Consider the following 13860-nt stretch of genomic DNA (forward strand, 5'->3'; position numbering starts at 1 on the left):
CAGAGCCCTCCTTACTTGGCGAGTCGCGCCGAGATCGCGTCGAGCAGCGAGGCCGGCGTCTGACGGGTGGTGGGGGCGCCGCGGAACTCTCCGCCGGACCGGGCCGGCGGGGCGCCGGCAGCGCGGTAGAGGTCGGGGTCGGCCTCGACCGCCGCGGTGATCGCGGCCGTGAGATGCTCGGCGAACTTCGGTTCGGTGGGGTCGAGTTCGGCAAGCGCGGTTGCGAACGCGCGGGAGTTGAGCAGGCGGTCGGGGCGCGCGCCGGCCGCCTCGGCGGCCTGGTGGGCGGCGAGCTCGACCCGCGCGGTACGGAGCTGCGCGCCGAGGTCAGCGAGCTGCCGATCGCGATCCGCGACGGCGGCGGCAAGCTGCGCCGGATCGGACTCTGCGCCGCCGGAGTCGGGGTTGATCGCCTTGTTGATCGCGTCGAGGGCGGCCTGCAGCGTGTCGCGCTGCTCGGCCGCCTCGGTCGCCTGGCGCTGCGCTTCGGCGAACTGCTCGACGGTCGGGCCGGCCGGGGCCGGCGGCGCGGACGGGGTCGGTGTGGCGGGCGGGTCGGTGGGGCCCGGGGCAGTGGGCGGGGCGGTCGGGTCGCCGGTCGGCGTGCCGGTGTCGGGGGCGCCGGCGGGTGCGGTGGTCATGGAGTGGTCCCTCCGGACAGGGAAAAGGGCCCGCCCCCCGGGGCGGGGGCGGGCCCTGCTGGATGTGGGGTGGTGGCCTACGCGGCGTCGACCGCGGCCCGGACAAACGAGTCCTTGGCCTGCAGCAGCAGGCGCAGACCGGCGGTCAGCTCGGGCCCGTCGGACAGCGCGGCAATCATGTGGGCGGCGAGTTCGTGACACGGTCGGCTGACGGCCTGCAGGTGCTCGGGCAGATGGTCGAACCGGAACTGCCGGCCCAGGTGGACAGTGTCGGAGTGACGGTTGGCGAGGTTCACGTCGGTTCCCTTCGGGATGAGGTCATGCGGACTGGACGGGAGACGGGGCGGTGATCGGGCGGGCGGCGGCGTAGCCGCGCACCCACGCCACGCGCAGGATGGACTCGCGTGGGTGGGGACAGGCGGTGACCGGCTGTCCGTCGCGGGCCGCGGCGCGGCCGGCTTCGACGGTGCGCACGACGTCGGCGCGGAATCCCAACTCGCCACCCCCTAGAACTTGTTGGAGACGTCGGCGCCGGTCTTGCGGGCGGTGTCGGCGGCGGCCGAACGAACCCCGGTGAGTTGCTCGGTGTACTCGGCGAGCGTGGTCCGTGGGCTCACCTCAGCCCAGTACCGTTTGAGCTCTTCGGACGCCCGGGCGTACGCGACGTGCGACGGCCCCGAGAACAGACTCATGGGGTCGATGCCGTCGAGCTCGGCCCGCTTGGTCAGCAGGTACCCGCGGCACCATTCCTCTGCGTCCAGCCACTGGGCATAGACGTACTCGTCGTACATCTGCCGGACTTGCCGGGCGCTGAACGCGGACCGGCGCCCGGACTCGGCCCACTCCCGTTCAGCGAGCCACCGCTCGGCCGCCGGAAGGCGGTCCCAGGGGTGTTCGTCGGGTGCCTGGTCGACCCACGACCAGTCGTCCATCCGGGAGCCCGGCCGCAGCGCGCCGTCGAGGGCGGCCCGGTCGGCGAGCTGCGCCTCGACACCGCGGCCGGCGGCGGCCGGCGGCGGGTCGACGGGGTATCGGCGGTCGAGCTCGGCGGCGATGCGCGCGGCCCCGTCGGGGTCGGTGTAGCGCAGCGCCCACCCGAGACGGTCGTCGGCGACCTGCGAGAGGTCCGCCAGCAGCCGGCCGCCGGGCAGCAACTCGGCGAGCAACTGCCGGCGGTCCGCCTCGGCGGCGAGCGCGGCGAGCTCGTCGCCGCTGGCGTGCCGGGACCGTTCCGCGAGCTGCCGCTCGGACATGGCGATCAGGTCGCGGCGGGCACCGGGCAGAGCGGCGTCGATGTCGCGCCGGTCCAGCTCGGCCGCCACCCGTAGCACGTCGGAGTCGCCGAGCATGGGCAGGGCGCGGGCGAGCTCGTCGTCGCTGAACTCGACCAGGTCGGCCATCCGGCCGCCGGGCCGCACGCGGTCGAGCAGCGCCTGCTCGTCCCGCCGGTTCGTCTCGGCCTCGATCTTGGCGCGGTCGCGCTTGTCGAGGGAGCCGTGCCGCAGGGCGGCGCCGAGCTGCTCGTCGCTCATCTCGGCCGGCGTCCGGTGGTCGCCCGCCCGGATCTTCGCGGCCTCGACCGCATCCGGTGGTACCGGCCGGCGCGGCTCGGGGAGGTTCCCCGCCCCGGGCTGCTCCCGGTAGCGGAGCCGCTTCAAGTCGGGGTTGGCCGCGAGGTGGTCGCGCATCCGGCCCTGCCAGTCGCGCACCCGCTGCTCGGCAACCTGCCGCGCCTCGGGCGTCGCGGCGGCGGCCGCGCGCTTCTTGTACTTGCGGATCTGGCGCTCGATCGCGCGCTGCTTCTGGCCGGCTTCGTACCCGGTGCCGTCGGACGGCTCGGGCGCCTCGACCGCGGTGACACCTGGGGTGAACGCGCTCAACGAGTGCCGGCAGTTGGGGTGTTGCAGGCCGGCGCGGCGGGCCTGCTCGACGCTTCCGGCCACCCGGACACGTACGGTGCGGGCGTCATCGAGGGCGTGCTCGGTCTCGATCTCGCGGGCCCCGTCCGGGCCGTCGAGGGACAAGATCCGGCCTTCCCACTTGCGGCAGAGCGGGCACTCGCGCGGTGCGGTGGAGACGCGGACGAGGTCGACGCCGGCGGCGCGCAACCGGTCGGACTGGCCCTCGACGGCAGCCCGGCCGACCGCGGTGCGCACGGCCATCTCGGCGTAGCTGGTCATCTGCCACGACCGGCCGGCCTTGTCGACGAAGCTGCGCAGGCCACGATCGGCGAACCTCTCCATGGCCCTCTGTGTCGCCTGGCGGCGGGTGTCGATGCCGAGCAGTGGCGTAGCGGCCACCTCGGAGACGACCTGTCGGTATCCGTCCTCGACGCCGCGCAGGATGCCGCGGTGCGTGGCGGTGACGAGCTCAATCGTCTCCATGGCGAGCCGGTCGACGGCGCGGCCGGCCGGCGTCGACTCCGCGATGCGCGCGGCGTCGACGTCGCCCAGGGCACCGAGCTCGGCCAACCCCGTCCGGGCGCCCCGGTTGAACGCCTCGGCGACGACGTCGTGCACCTCGGTCGACATGGCGGTGCCGAGCGCGTCGACGACGCCCTGCGCCGCCCGCCGTAGCGGCTGTACGTCGGCGAGTTTGGCGATGGCCCACCCGGGGGCTTCGAGGCCGTCGGCGATCTGCCGGGCCACGATGCCGAGCAGTCGCTGCTCGGCATCGGCGTACAGGTCCCGCACACGGTCGGCGAGATCCTCGGCCATCCACGGGGAGACCGGCACACGATCACCCCCTCGGGCCCCTACGCGGTGAAGCTCGCCACCGGGTCGGGCACGGCCTGCCCGGTCTCTGTGTGGATGCGGGCGACTTCGGCGGCGACCGCCTCGGCGTCCCACTCCGGGCGCAGTACCCGCACTTTGGTCTCGGTGCTGATGGCCTGGGCCTGCGCGAGCAGGGAGAGCGTCTGTGCCTGGGCCTGTGCATCCTGGGCAACGGCCGGCCCGAACTCGATGCTCGGCCGCTCGGGGGTGAGGCGGGAGAAGCCGAGCGCGCGGTCGAGGTGCAGCATGGCCTCGACGATGTCCCCGAGCGCCGGTGACGCATACCGGGCCTTGGTCTTGCGGGTCACCATGGAGTCGCGGGTCCGGGCCATGATTTCTGTGGCGGTGGCGGCCGGCCCGTCGTCGAGCCCGAACGTGCTCGGGCTGTAGCCGGTGCTCTGGACGATTTGCCGCACCACCGCGTCGGAAGAGGACCGGTGTTCCTCGACGCGGATAGCGAACTGGGCCAGCGTGATGCCGGCGGCGTCGGTCGGGGGGATGTCCAGCGCCTGCCAAATTTCGCGGTCCACGTCGAAGCTGGCGCCGTGGCCGGGGCCGCGGTCGCGCAGGTACGCGCCGGGGACAATCAGGCGGGCGCGGGCGAGTCGGATGTCGCGCATCCAGCTCGACCACACCTCGTCGAGCGCATCGCACATGTCGCGCGCCGGGCCCTGTAGGTCCGAGCGACCGAGCGGTGAACCGCGGTGGCTGCGGTTGGGGCCGATGTTGGGCCAGTAGGCCGCGGTGAGCTGCGGGATGCCGGTCTCGATCGCGCCGGACGGGCCGAGCGAGTCAACGACTGCGGCGGTCCTCGGGTGCTCGGTGAGCGGCACCGGGCGGCCGATGTTGTCGGTGGTGCCCTCGTAGAGGGCGTGTTCGATCAGGCCGCGTGAGTGCCGCTCCAACCGGCGAAGCACGGTCGTGCCGTGCCGGTCCAGCTCCTGCCAGAACGTCACGGCGATCATGTAGCCGTAGCGGAACTCTGGTACGGCGCTGTCGGCGTGCACGGTGGTGAGGAGCGGCCGGGGGCCGATCTCGGCATCCCACGCGGCGACCAGGTAGACCCCGCCGAGCGCGGCGGACACCTCCGCCGCTTCGAGCAGCACGCGCTCGGCGTGCTCGCCGAGCAACTGGTCGAGGCGGGCCTGCAGCGCGGTGTCGGACACGGTCAGCCGTGGGGGCTCGCTGAACAGCAGGCCGGCGGAGCGGCGGGCGACGTCGGCCGGCATGGGGATGTGCAGCCGGGTTTCGCGGCGGTCCGGTGCCGGTGCGCGGTCGCGCCCCCACAGCCGGCGCTGCCCGCCCCGCCGGTGGCTCTGCCCCTGGTAGACGGCGGCGAGCCGCTTCGGGTCGCCCGCGTACCACGCATCGTCGATGGCCATCTCGGCGAGCTCCGGCGCCCACTTCCGGGGCGGCCATGGCGAGTTAGCGTCAGGCAGGGGCATCCGTGCTCACCTCCTGTAGTAGATCGGGGATGAGGTGGCGCCACTCGGCGAGGGTGGAGTGCGCGACGTACCGCAGCGCGTCACAGCTGTGGTCGTCGCGCTTGATCGGGCGGTCTTCGCCGACGGCGGCCGCGGCCGGGTCCCAGGCGTACGCGGGGAGCTCGCCGAGCAGGCCCTCGCACGAGCGGTGCACCCGTAGCAGGCCGGGGGCGAGGGCGGTCGACACGGTCCGGATGCCGTCGAGCACGTCGTTCTTCGCGCGGGCGACGCCCGGGTGCCCGTCCTCCCAGAGCTGGGCAAGGAAGGACGCGGCCGACGGGTCGACGAACGTCCACTCGGGGTCGACACCGAGGCCGGACAGCCAGCCGCGTAGGGCCGCGCTGTACTGGGCATCGGTCATCTGCCGGCGCCGGGCCCGGGAGTCGTAACGCCACTCCGCGCACGCGTACAAACGGCCGTCCTCGCCGAGCCCCAACAAGATGGCGACGAACGGGTTCGTGGTGCCGTAGTCGATCCCCAGCCACGACCGGGTGATCGTGGGCAGCTCGTCGACGACGTGCTGCTGCTCGTCCCAGCAGTCGTAGATCGACCCCTCGGCGATCACCCACGCACCGTCGATCATCCGTCGGCGCCACAGGCCGCGGTACTCGGCGTGCAGGGACCGGACATAGGCCGGCGGCAACGAGGGGTTATCGCGAAGCCCGAAGTGCCAAGCGCGCAAGTCGAGTTCGGCGGCCCGGTCGAGGTAGTTGGCCTTGAGCCAGTGTCGCGGACCGTCGGGGTTGGTGGTGGCCAGCACCCGCGCGCCGTCGACGGACAGGCGGGCGAGCAACTGAACCCAAAAGGGCTCGGGGAGCAGCGTCGCCTCGTCGACGTACGCCAAGTAGGCCGTCAGGCCGCGCAGCCGGCCCTCGGCCCGGGAGTCCGCGGCGCCGATCAGGTGGACGGTGCGTCCGAGGATGACGGCGGTGGTGGCGCCGCGGGTGTGCCGGACCTGCCCGGCGGCGACCGGCCCGAACAGCGCCGGATCGCCGAGCGGCTCCAGCACGTTGCGCTCGATCGTCAGCAGGCTGCGGCCGCAGATGAGGATCAGCCCGGATGGCGGCGCCTCCGCGATGGCCAGCAGGAACGCCAGCAACGAGGCCACGGTCTTGCCGCTCCGGACGGCGCCGTGCCAGATGTTGATGCGGGCGGTGGCCCGGGCGACCGACCGAAGCTGTTTGCGGGAGAGGGGGAGTTCGGTGGCGGGGGCGAGCACGGCTCACCCCCCGTCGGCGGCCGCCTCGTCCTCGTCGGCGAAGGCGGCCCGCAGGCCCCGGGCAAGATCGGTGAGCATGCTGCGCACCTCGTGCCCGGAGCTACCGGCGTCGATCTCCGCCAGCCGTGCCGCACTGGTCAGATATCCGCCGATGGCCTGTGAGTGGTGGCGCTCGTCCTGCGCCGGCGGGTCCTCGGTGACCACGTCGACCGTGTCGCCGGTCGGCAGCAGTTCAACGCGGGTGTAGGTGTCGGCCTCGACCCGGTCCAAGTTCGCCGCGGCCCGCCGGTACAGCCGGCCCACCAGATCCCGCCGCACCGCGGCGAGGTCTTCCTGCCGGGCCGCGGTCGCCGCGGCCGTGCGGGCGCCGCCGGTGAAGGCGAGCCCCTCCTCGCCGGCGATCTTCGACACGGTCGAGCTGCTGCGCCCGATCGCGGCCGCGATGCCGTTTCGGGACAGGCCGTCGGCGTGCAGGCGACGCACCTGGTCGCGGTCCTGGTCGGTGATGGGCTCGCGCACGGGGCATCACCTCCCGGGCACGCAGAACGGCCCGCCACGGGGGGATGTGGCGGGCCGTTGGTCTGGAGTGCGTTCCGGGCACGCCGGAAGCGCCTCCAACTCTAGGTCACAGATCGATAACGGTGCAAGGGGTTAGCCGCGGGCTCGTTCGACGACCGCGGCGGCATCCTCGTCACGCCCGGGGCGGCCGGGCCAGACCAGCACCCGCGCGGCCGTCACCTCCTCGTCCGCGGCGTGGTCGGCGAGCACCTCCTCGACGGTTTCCTGCGCGAACCGCTCCGCGTTGCGCTTCGGGTCTGCGTCGACGATCTCGACGGGCGCCAGCTCGGCGTAGTCCTCGACTTCCCACCCGTCCCCGGTCTGCAGGTCGACCCGGTACGCGAACAGCATGTGCCCGTCGATCACCGCGCGCACCCGGTCCTCGGCCACGTCCAGCTCGGCCGCGATCACCGGGGCGGGCAGGCGGCCGTCGACGGCCGCCTCGATCACCAGGGCGGCGAGATGCCCCTCGATCGGGTGGCCTGCCGCGGCATGCTCCCGTGCCGTGCGCAGCCGGGCGAGCGCGGTCTCGGCGTCGAAGTCGTTGAGCAGCGCGCCGAGCTGCTCGGCGAAGGTGCGGGCGCCGGCCCGCTGCTCCTGCTCGGTCATCGGTTCCCCGGCCGGCCGCTTGACGTGGGTGGTGGTGGGCTTCTCGGTCATGGTGGGCGCCTCCCTAGCGCTCGGTGTGGGCGCCGGGCCCTACCGCCGTAGGGTAGGTGGCGCCCCTGACAGGTGCTCTCTGCCGGGTGCGTGGCCCCTTGGGGCCGCGGGGTCGGTCGGCGTTGTAGCGGCGCCGGCCGACCCGCGTTCACGCCTGCTCGGTCGCGGTGCGGAGATTGCGGAGAATCTGGTAGATCCGGCCCTCGGTGTAGTGGAGATCGCGCGCGATCTGCGCCGCAGACCGGCCCGCGTCCCGGGCCTCACCGATGATCCGGGCGAGCTGCTCGTCGAGCTGCTCCGACTCGCGCCGGATGCGCTTGGCGTCCTCGTAGCTGAACTGGGGCGCGGGCTGCTCGGGCATCGGCTCCGGCTTCCTTCCGTGGGGCCGGCCGAGCTGCTGCTCGACCGGCCGGTGTGCTGTCACTGCCTACTCTCGCCGATCCGCCGGCGCACTGTGGCGCCGGCGGTCGACCCTCGGCCCTCGGCCCTAGCTGAGCTGGTTCTCGCCGGTCCAGTAGCACCAGTGGCACCCGCGGCCGGAGCAGTCGCGGCACCGCGGTGCCTGCTCGATCTCGTCCGGCGCCTCGACAGCGGGCTGTTCGTCCGGCTGCCATGCCATGACGGCGTAGACGGTGCCCGCCTCGACGAGCCACCCGCCGGCCGCCATGCGGTCGCGGAGAATCTCCAGCGACACCCGCCACGGTTCGCCCTGGTCGTCCCGGTGCTGGCCGTCGATGTACCAGTAGAGCGCGACCCGGCCGCCCCCGCGCGGCTCGACCACGACACCGGCGGCGTGCGGGTTGTCCTCGACGTCGTCGCCCCGGAGCGTCGCCAGGCGCAGGGTCTGCCGCTTGCCGTGGCCGGTGAGGACGTCGAGCGCGGCCCGAACGTCCGGATGGTCGGCGTACTTGGGCAGGCTCCCACGGGCCTCTCCGTGGGCTTCCCCGCGGTGCACCACGACCGTGCCCTCGACGGGCGCCTGCTGTGCCGGCTTGGGGCCGTACTTCGCGCGCTCGGCGGCGCGTCGCGCGGTGGACTCGGCCTCGAACGTGGCGCGGTCGGCGTCCGCCTTGGCCTTGATCCTGTCGAGGTCTTCGCGCGAGATTCCCATCCGCATCCGGACGCGCATCGGGCCGTCGGGCAGATTCTCGACGGGCGCCTGCTCGGCCGCCGCGGGTACGGGCTGCTCGGTCAGCGGGATGCGCTCGCCGGACGGGCTGACGGCCCACGCGTGCCGGTACAGGGCGCTGGCGGCGCGCACCTCGTCGAGGGTGCCGGCGGCGCGGGTCGAGTGCAGGGTGCAGGCGCCGCGGTCGCAGACGTCGAGCGTCTCGTCGCAGACCTGCAAGGCGTACCGGCCCGGGCGCGGCTCGTGCACGCCGAGCACGGCCTGCTCGAACGCGTTGGTGGCCACCGACAGGGCGGCCGGCCGTGCAAGACGGCGGCGCGGCTTGGCGGGCGCCTGCGCGACAGCGGCCGGGGTCGGCGCGGTCGGGGTGTCGAAGAGGGTCGGCTCGACGGCGGCCGGGCGCTTGCGGGCGGGGGCGGCCGGGGGGGTGAGCAGCGGCTGATCGGCGAGGGACAGCTCGGCGCGGCGGCGGTCGCCGTGCGTGCGGTCGCAGTTCTTGCAGACGCGCAGGGCGCCGGTGGACAGGCCCTTGGCCGCGGTCTCGGGGTCGACGACGTGCAGCGCGAGCCGCTTGCAGTAGCCAACGGTGATGCCGTTGTCCTGCTTGTGCAGAACTGCGCTGCGGGCGCTGGTGGTTGCGTAACGCATGGGGTGCTCTCCCTGGGTCGATGGGGTGCCGGGTAGCGGCCGGCCCTGCAATTGCTGCAGTAATGATTACTGTAATGATTACAGTCCATGCGTGCAAGGGGGGAACCGGAAACGGGCCCGGGCAGCAGCAGCCCGGGCCCGCTGGCGGGGGTGTGCCCCTGGGGTCACGCGGCCCGGCCGGCGGCCGGCCGGTCGAGGGCGACGAGCAGCTCGACGAGCTCGGCGCCGACCCAGGTGCGCCGGCCGCGGCGGTCCGGCGCGGCGGGGGCGGTGCAAGCCGGCCCGGTGGAGCAGGTGACGCTCGGGGCGGTCTGCGGGTCGGTGTGCAGGGTGAGCTCGCCGGAGCACCACGGGCACGGCCGACCCTCGATCACGCTCTCGCGGCGGTCGAGTTCCAGCGCGCCGAGCACGAGCCGCTCGGCCTGCCCAGCGACGCGCACCGCCTCGTGCACGAGGTGTTCGGGCAGCAGCGCGAACAGGGCCGGACCGCGGGTGAGCGCGCCGGCGCGCTGCTCCGCCTCGGTGTCCTCGTCGAGCAGGCGGCCCTCGATGAACATTGCGGCCCAGTGCAGGCCGTGCCGGCGGCTTCCGGGGTCCGTCGCGCTGGCGTACAGCCAGCGGCGGGGGTCGGCGGCGTCCGCCTGGTCGACGGCCCACACGACCGGCCGGCCCGGGTGGGAGATCGGCCGGCGCTCGACCGGCCGCTGTACCGCGGCGGCGAGGATGTCGGCGGCCTCGAAGAGGAGCCGCTCGACGCGCACCGCGGCGTCGAGGGCGGACAGGTTGGCGGGGGCCGGATGTTCCCGGAGGGTGAGCGGGACACGGTCGGCGACGAGCAGCTCGACGTCGTCCGCGGCCTGCCGCGCAAGGTGAGTAGAGAGCTGGGCGGGCGGCCACGTGGGGGCCGGCGGGGTTTCGATGGCGACGAGCAGCGCACCCCACTGTGCGCGCACGGTGCGCAACTGCTCGACCGCTCGACGGACACGGGTGGACGGGTACACGGTTGCTCTCCCAATCAGGCTGTACAGGTGGCGAGTTGGTGGGTCCGGGCGCCCCTCTGTGGTGGAACGGGGGCGCCCGGACCGGTCTAGGGGGCCGGTCGATCGGCCGGCGCGGTCGGGGCGTTGGCCGCGCCCACGGTGGGGGCCGTCGGCTGTAGGCCGGCGGCGGCGAGCTCGACCCGCGCCCGGCCGCGGGCCAGCGCCCACCCGTCGAGCAACTCGGCGGCGAGCAGGCGCTCGTACTCGACCGCCTCGACGACGCCCTGCTGCGCCCCGGCGTCGAGTCGGGCCCGCACGTGGGCGAGCTCGACCTCGACGAGCCGGCCGCGCTGCACCCGGGGCAGTGCCCGCTGCAGGGCCCGCAGCCGCTGGTGTGCGGTCCGTCGCAGCCGCGCATGCCGGGTACTCCACTGCGCGCACCACTGCCGGTAGCGGGCGAGCTCGACGATCCCCTCGCGCAGCAGCAGGACCTCGTCGGGCAGCAGGACGCCGCGCTCGGCCCGGTCGACCAGGTGCAGCAGCAGCTCGACGTCGTCCGGCCGCCGGTCGGCCGCGGCCGCGCTCACGGGATGTCCCGCGGGTCGACGAGGTAGGCGACGACGAGCTGCTGCCCGACGGGGTCGAGGGTGAGCTCGGCGTCGACCGCGGGCCGACCGGCGGCACGCAGCTCGGCGCGCACGGTGTCGAGCAACTCGGCGACGACGGGCAGGGACACAGGGACGGACACCGCGCGTACGGCGCGGGTCTCGTGCACGAGGAAGCGGGAGGGCAGGGACACGGGCTGTGACCTTTCGGAAGGGACGGCGCGGACACCCGCGCGCATGGGAGGCGCATCGACCGGTCGCGACGGCGGAATCATCGAATTCCCCTACGCCGAGCGACAGTTCGGGCCCGCGGACTACCTCCGTCGCGCGGGATCGGAGGCTGAACCATCACGGCCTCGACGACCGCAAGCTCGACGGCCCGCCGCTCGTCTCGACGCTGCCGGGCGCGCTGCTCGACCGCGGCCCGGCGGGCGGCATGCTCGACGGCCCGCTGCTCCCGCAGCAGGGCCGGCCCGTCGAGCCGGTCGACCACGCGCCACCGGCCATACCCGAGGCTCTCCTCACAGAGCACGACAGCGCCGACCGCGGCGAGCTCGCGCGCCACCCGCCGGACCTGACGGCGGTCAGACGACTCGAACAGAGCCGGCCGATCGCAGCCCGGCCACGTGGCAGTGAGCCGGTAGGCAGACCCGGGGATCGGGTTGCGCGGGGCGTTGCGGCGGTGACGGGACTTCACGCGGCACTCTCCTGTCGACGAACGGCGGCCTTGTCGGTGCGGGTCGGGTGGACGGTCCGGCGCCGGGCCCAGGTACCGGCCTGCGCGCCGGGCGCGAGGGTGCGCCGTCGACACGGCTCACCAACCGGCGCGTGGCACCAGTCGCACGACACCGCGAGCGCATCCGGCCTGCCGGCCGCGGCGGCGGCCTCCCGCGCCGCCCGCACCGGCCGGAACTCGGCGAGCTGCTCCGCAACCGCCGCCGGAAGCGCCCGCCCGATCCGGACGGCCACCGAGGCGGCCGGCCCGCCGGAAAGCTCCCGCGAGCTACGCGGCTCGACCCGCCCGGCGGCGACGGCCTGGCGCTGCGCACGGATCGCGGCCCGGTACGCCTGGTCGTCGTCCGGATCGACCAGGGGACGGGGATCGGTGTGACGGGCAAGCAGGGCCCGACGGTGCGCGGCCCACGGCCGGGCCACGTCCGCGGCGATGATCGGCCACGGCGACGACGCGACGTGCCGCCGCACCGCGGCCGCGGCGTCCCACCCGTCGACCGCAACCGCCGGCACGTCCTGCAGCAGCTCACACCACCGCCGAAGCTGCGCCCCGGCTTCGTCCTGGTCGGTGTTGGCGGTGCGGGGATCGAGCTCGCCCGCGTACGCGAGCAGCGCCGCCACCTCGTCCGGGCTCATCGGGCACCCCCGCGGGCCTGCAGATCGGCGAGCGCGGCCTGCAACAGCGCGGCGTTCCGGTCAGCCGCTTGTGGGGCGCGGGAGGCGTCCCCGGCGACGGTCCGCAACGGCGGCCGGCCGGCAGGACGTTCCCGGCTGATCCACTGCTGCCAGTCAGCGCGCCACTGGCCCGCGGTCCGGGCCGGCGCAGTCGCCCGGTGGGTGTGCCACTTCTCGGTGGCGTGGTCGAGGCCGTCGGGCCCGAGGCGCTGCAGGTGGCCGGAGACAGCGGCCCACCCGATCAGCTCGTCGTCCGGGGTCCAGTCGGAAGGCAGAGAGACCGCAGCAGCGCCACCCACGGCGGCAGAGCCCACGCGCCCGCGCGCGCCCCTCTGCTTCCCTCCCGTTTCTTCTCGTTCCCTCTGGTTCTGGGGTGCAGAATCTGCCACCCCACCCCCGCAGGAACTGCAACCCTCCCCGGAAGAACCTGCACCCCCGAGGGTGCAGTTTTCGCACCCCCCGCCCGCCGGGGCTGCAGAATCTTCGCCCCCCTCGACGGCGGCGCCGGGCACCCACCCGACCGCGCCCGGGAGACGGTAGACACGGGCACCGTAGGGGCCGCGCCGGCCCTCGACGAGCTCAAGCTCGCCCAGCCGGATGGCGGCCTTGATCGCATCGCTCACGGCCCGCTCCGACGCGTTGACGCGCAGAGCCAGAGCCCTGGTCGACCCCCACGCGACGCAGGCGTCGCCGGCGCGCTCGGCCAGAGCGAGCAGGACCAGGCGGGCCGTGCCGCGGGTGGCGGAACTTTCCCACACCCATTCACGGGCTGCGTGGCTCAACGGTGTTCCCTCCCTTGGGTGTTGGGTGTAGACGGTGGTTCGGGATGGCCAGAGGCGGCGGAGGGGGAGTGGGCGGCGCATCGCGGGCCGCACGGGTAGGGGCGGGCCGGCCTGCCGCACGGGCCCGGGCCAGCGCCGCAGAACGGGCTCACGAGCCGAGCGCGTCGAGTTGCCCGGGCATCGGGTCGACGACGTCCTCGGCGGGCGGTCTCGGCGGGCGCCGGCGGCGCACCGGCGGCGGGGAAGTGGTCGGATACGGGTGCACCGTGCCGTCGAGGGCGAGCTGCACCGGCTGCTCGGCCCGGTCTTCGACGACCAGCCGCCGGCCGCTCACGAGCCGGCCCTCGACAGCGCGGCGCCGGCCTTGCGCCGGCCGATGCCCGCGATCAGGTCGAGGTACCACCGCGGCTCACCCGCGGCCCGCGCTGCCCGCCAGATCCCCCGTACCTGCTCGGCATCCGGCGCGCCACCGGCAGCGGCCAACCACCACCGACCAGATAGCCCGATCCTTTGCTCAGAGTGGATCATCGGGCCCTCACGCAGCGAGTCGCGTTGACTGTGCCGAACTACGGGGGCTGCTTGCGTGCAAGCGGCGCAGGATCAGCTCGACCTCGTCGGCGGAACGGTCGGACGTGGCTGCAGCCTGCGCGGCGTCGCGGATCGGCATCGAATCGCGACGAGCTCGGGCGGCGTCGAGAACGAGTCGTGCGGCGGCGTACGCCTGGGCTTGGGTGATCGAGGTCCCGGTCACGCCGCTTCACCGCCGAGCAGGTCGGCGGCGGTGAGCCCGTACGCAAGCTCGATCCGCGCGAGGGTCGAGGCGCTCGGCGCGGTCTTGCCGGTGCGCAGACGCCACGCAGTGACCCGGGCAACCTTCAGCCGGTCAGCGATGTCTGAGTCGGTGTGATCGCCTGCAGCTTGTGCCGCCGCGACGAGCTGCTCGTGCTGGTACACCATGACGAACCCCCTCATC

The 13860-nt window shown here is 74.2% G+C and carries 17 protein-coding genes; all 17 read right to left on the bottom strand.

What is annotated here, in order from left to right:
• Nucleotides 1-11 precede the first annotated feature (11 nt).
• The 17 genes from A6F73_RS17055 to A6F73_RS17135 all read right to left on the bottom strand — a co-directional run bounded on the left by A6F73_RS17055 (nt 12) and on the right by A6F73_RS17135 (nt 13844).
• On the bottom strand, nt 12-641 hold the full coding sequence (locus A6F73_RS17055; protein ID WP_063348597.1) for a hypothetical protein: 630 nt from the start codon (nt 639-641) through the stop codon (nt 12-14).
• Between the two features lie 77 nt (nt 642-718).
• On the bottom strand, nt 719-937 hold the full coding sequence (locus tag A6F73_RS17060; protein ID WP_063348598.1) for a hypothetical protein: 219 nt from the start codon (nt 935-937) through the stop codon (nt 719-721).
• Nucleotides 938-959: 22 nt separating this feature from the next.
• The gene (locus A6F73_RS42210; RefSeq protein ID WP_167745862.1) at nt 960-1136 is read right to left on the bottom strand and encodes an Rmf/CrpP fold protein; all 177 of its coding nucleotides are present in this window, start codon (nt 1134-1136) and stop codon (nt 960-962) included.
• Nucleotides 1137-1147: 11 nt separating this feature from the next.
• Nucleotides 1148-3376 (bottom strand): phage minor capsid protein, encoded by a 2229-nt coding sequence (locus A6F73_RS17065; RefSeq protein ID WP_079135757.1) that lies wholly within the window; start codon nt 3374-3376, stop codon nt 1148-1150.
• Nucleotides 3377-3396: 20 nt separating this feature from the next.
• Nucleotides 3397-4797 (bottom strand): phage capsid protein, encoded by a 1401-nt coding sequence (locus tag A6F73_RS17070; protein ID WP_244293419.1) that lies wholly within the window; start codon nt 4795-4797, stop codon nt 3397-3399.
• A 49-nt stretch (nt 4798-4846) separates the two neighbouring features.
• Nucleotides 4847-6118: a terminase family protein gene (locus A6F73_RS17075; protein WP_063348600.1), complete on the bottom strand. Its 1272-nt coding sequence runs from the start codon at nt 6116-6118 to the stop codon at nt 4847-4849.
• Nucleotides 6119-6121: 3 nt separating this feature from the next.
• A complete protein-coding gene (locus A6F73_RS17080) occupies nt 6122-6637 on the bottom strand; it encodes a helix-turn-helix domain-containing protein (protein WP_063348601.1) in 516 nt (171 codons plus the stop codon).
• A gap of 132 nt (nt 6638-6769) precedes the next feature.
• The gene (locus A6F73_RS17085) at nt 6770-7336 is read right to left on the bottom strand and encodes a hypothetical protein (protein ID WP_063348602.1); all 567 of its coding nucleotides are present in this window, start codon (nt 7334-7336) and stop codon (nt 6770-6772) included.
• Nucleotides 7337-7484: 148 nt separating this feature from the next.
• Nucleotides 7485-7760, bottom strand: coding sequence for a hypothetical protein (locus A6F73_RS17090; protein ID WP_159398476.1), 276 nt, complete (start codon nt 7758-7760; stop codon nt 7485-7487).
• Between the two features lie 63 nt (nt 7761-7823).
• Nucleotides 7824-9113 carry a hypothetical protein gene (locus A6F73_RS17095; protein WP_063348604.1) on the bottom strand — a complete coding sequence of 430 codons (1290 nt, stop codon included), beginning with the start codon at nt 9111-9113 and terminating at the stop codon, nt 7824-7826.
• Nucleotides 9114-9277: 164 nt separating this feature from the next.
• The gene (locus A6F73_RS41510) at nt 9278-10114 is read right to left on the bottom strand and encodes a hypothetical protein (protein WP_063348605.1); all 837 of its coding nucleotides are present in this window, start codon (nt 10112-10114) and stop codon (nt 9278-9280) included.
• Nucleotides 10115-10200: 86 nt separating this feature from the next.
• Nucleotides 10201-10680: a hypothetical protein gene (locus A6F73_RS17105; RefSeq protein ID WP_063348606.1), complete on the bottom strand. Its 480-nt coding sequence runs from the start codon at nt 10678-10680 to the stop codon at nt 10201-10203.
• Nucleotides 10677-10892, bottom strand: a complete 216-nt coding sequence (locus tag A6F73_RS17110; protein ID WP_063348607.1) for a hypothetical protein — start codon at nt 10890-10892, stop codon at nt 10677-10679. The genes A6F73_RS17105 and A6F73_RS17110 overlap by 4 nt, the downstream gene beginning before the upstream one ends.
• Nucleotides 10893-10969: 77 nt before the next feature.
• A complete protein-coding gene (locus A6F73_RS17115) occupies nt 10970-11395 on the bottom strand; it encodes a hypothetical protein (RefSeq protein WP_063348608.1) in 426 nt (141 codons plus the stop codon).
• Nucleotides 11392-12051: a hypothetical protein gene (locus A6F73_RS17120; RefSeq protein WP_347878541.1), complete on the bottom strand. Its 660-nt coding sequence runs from the start codon at nt 12049-12051 to the stop codon at nt 11392-11394. The genes A6F73_RS17115 and A6F73_RS17120 overlap by 4 nt, the downstream gene beginning before the upstream one ends.
• A gap of 984 nt (nt 12052-13035) precedes the next feature.
• Nucleotides 13036-13221, bottom strand: a complete 186-nt coding sequence (locus A6F73_RS17130; RefSeq protein ID WP_063348611.1) for a hypothetical protein — start codon at nt 13219-13221, stop codon at nt 13036-13038.
• 413 nt (nt 13222-13634) lie between these two features.
• Nucleotides 13635-13844 (bottom strand): helix-turn-helix transcriptional regulator, encoded by a 210-nt coding sequence (locus A6F73_RS17135; RefSeq protein WP_159398477.1) that lies wholly within the window; start codon nt 13842-13844, stop codon nt 13635-13637.
• Nucleotides 13845-13860 lie beyond the last annotated feature (16 nt).

Origin of the sequence: Streptomyces sp. MJM8645 (genome assembly GCF_001625365.1) — a bacterium.
In the GTDB taxonomy this organism is placed as follows: domain Bacteria; phylum Actinomycetota; class Actinomycetes; order Streptomycetales; family Streptomycetaceae; genus Kitasatospora.

Bases quoted from the DNA above. Each gene is read 5' to 3' on its own strand.
- A6F73_RS17055 (WP_063348597.1), bottom strand. From the start codon at position 641: ATGACCACCGCACCCGCCGGCGCCCCCGACACCGGCACGCCGACCGGC.
- A6F73_RS17070 (WP_244293419.1), bottom strand. From the start codon at position 4,797: ATGGCCATCGACGATGCGTGGTACGCGGGCGACCCGAAGCGGCTCGCC.
- A6F73_RS17085 (WP_063348602.1), bottom strand. From the start codon at position 7,336: ATGACCGAGAAGCCCACCACCACCCACGTCAAGCGGCCGGCCGGGGAA.
- A6F73_RS17095 (WP_063348604.1), bottom strand. From the start codon at position 9,113: ATGCGTTACGCAACCACCAGCGCCCGCAGCGCAGTTCTGCACAAGCAG.
- A6F73_RS17135 (WP_159398477.1), bottom strand. From the start codon at position 13,844: ATGGTGTACCAGCACGAGCAGCTCGTCGCGGCGGCACAAGCTGCAGGC.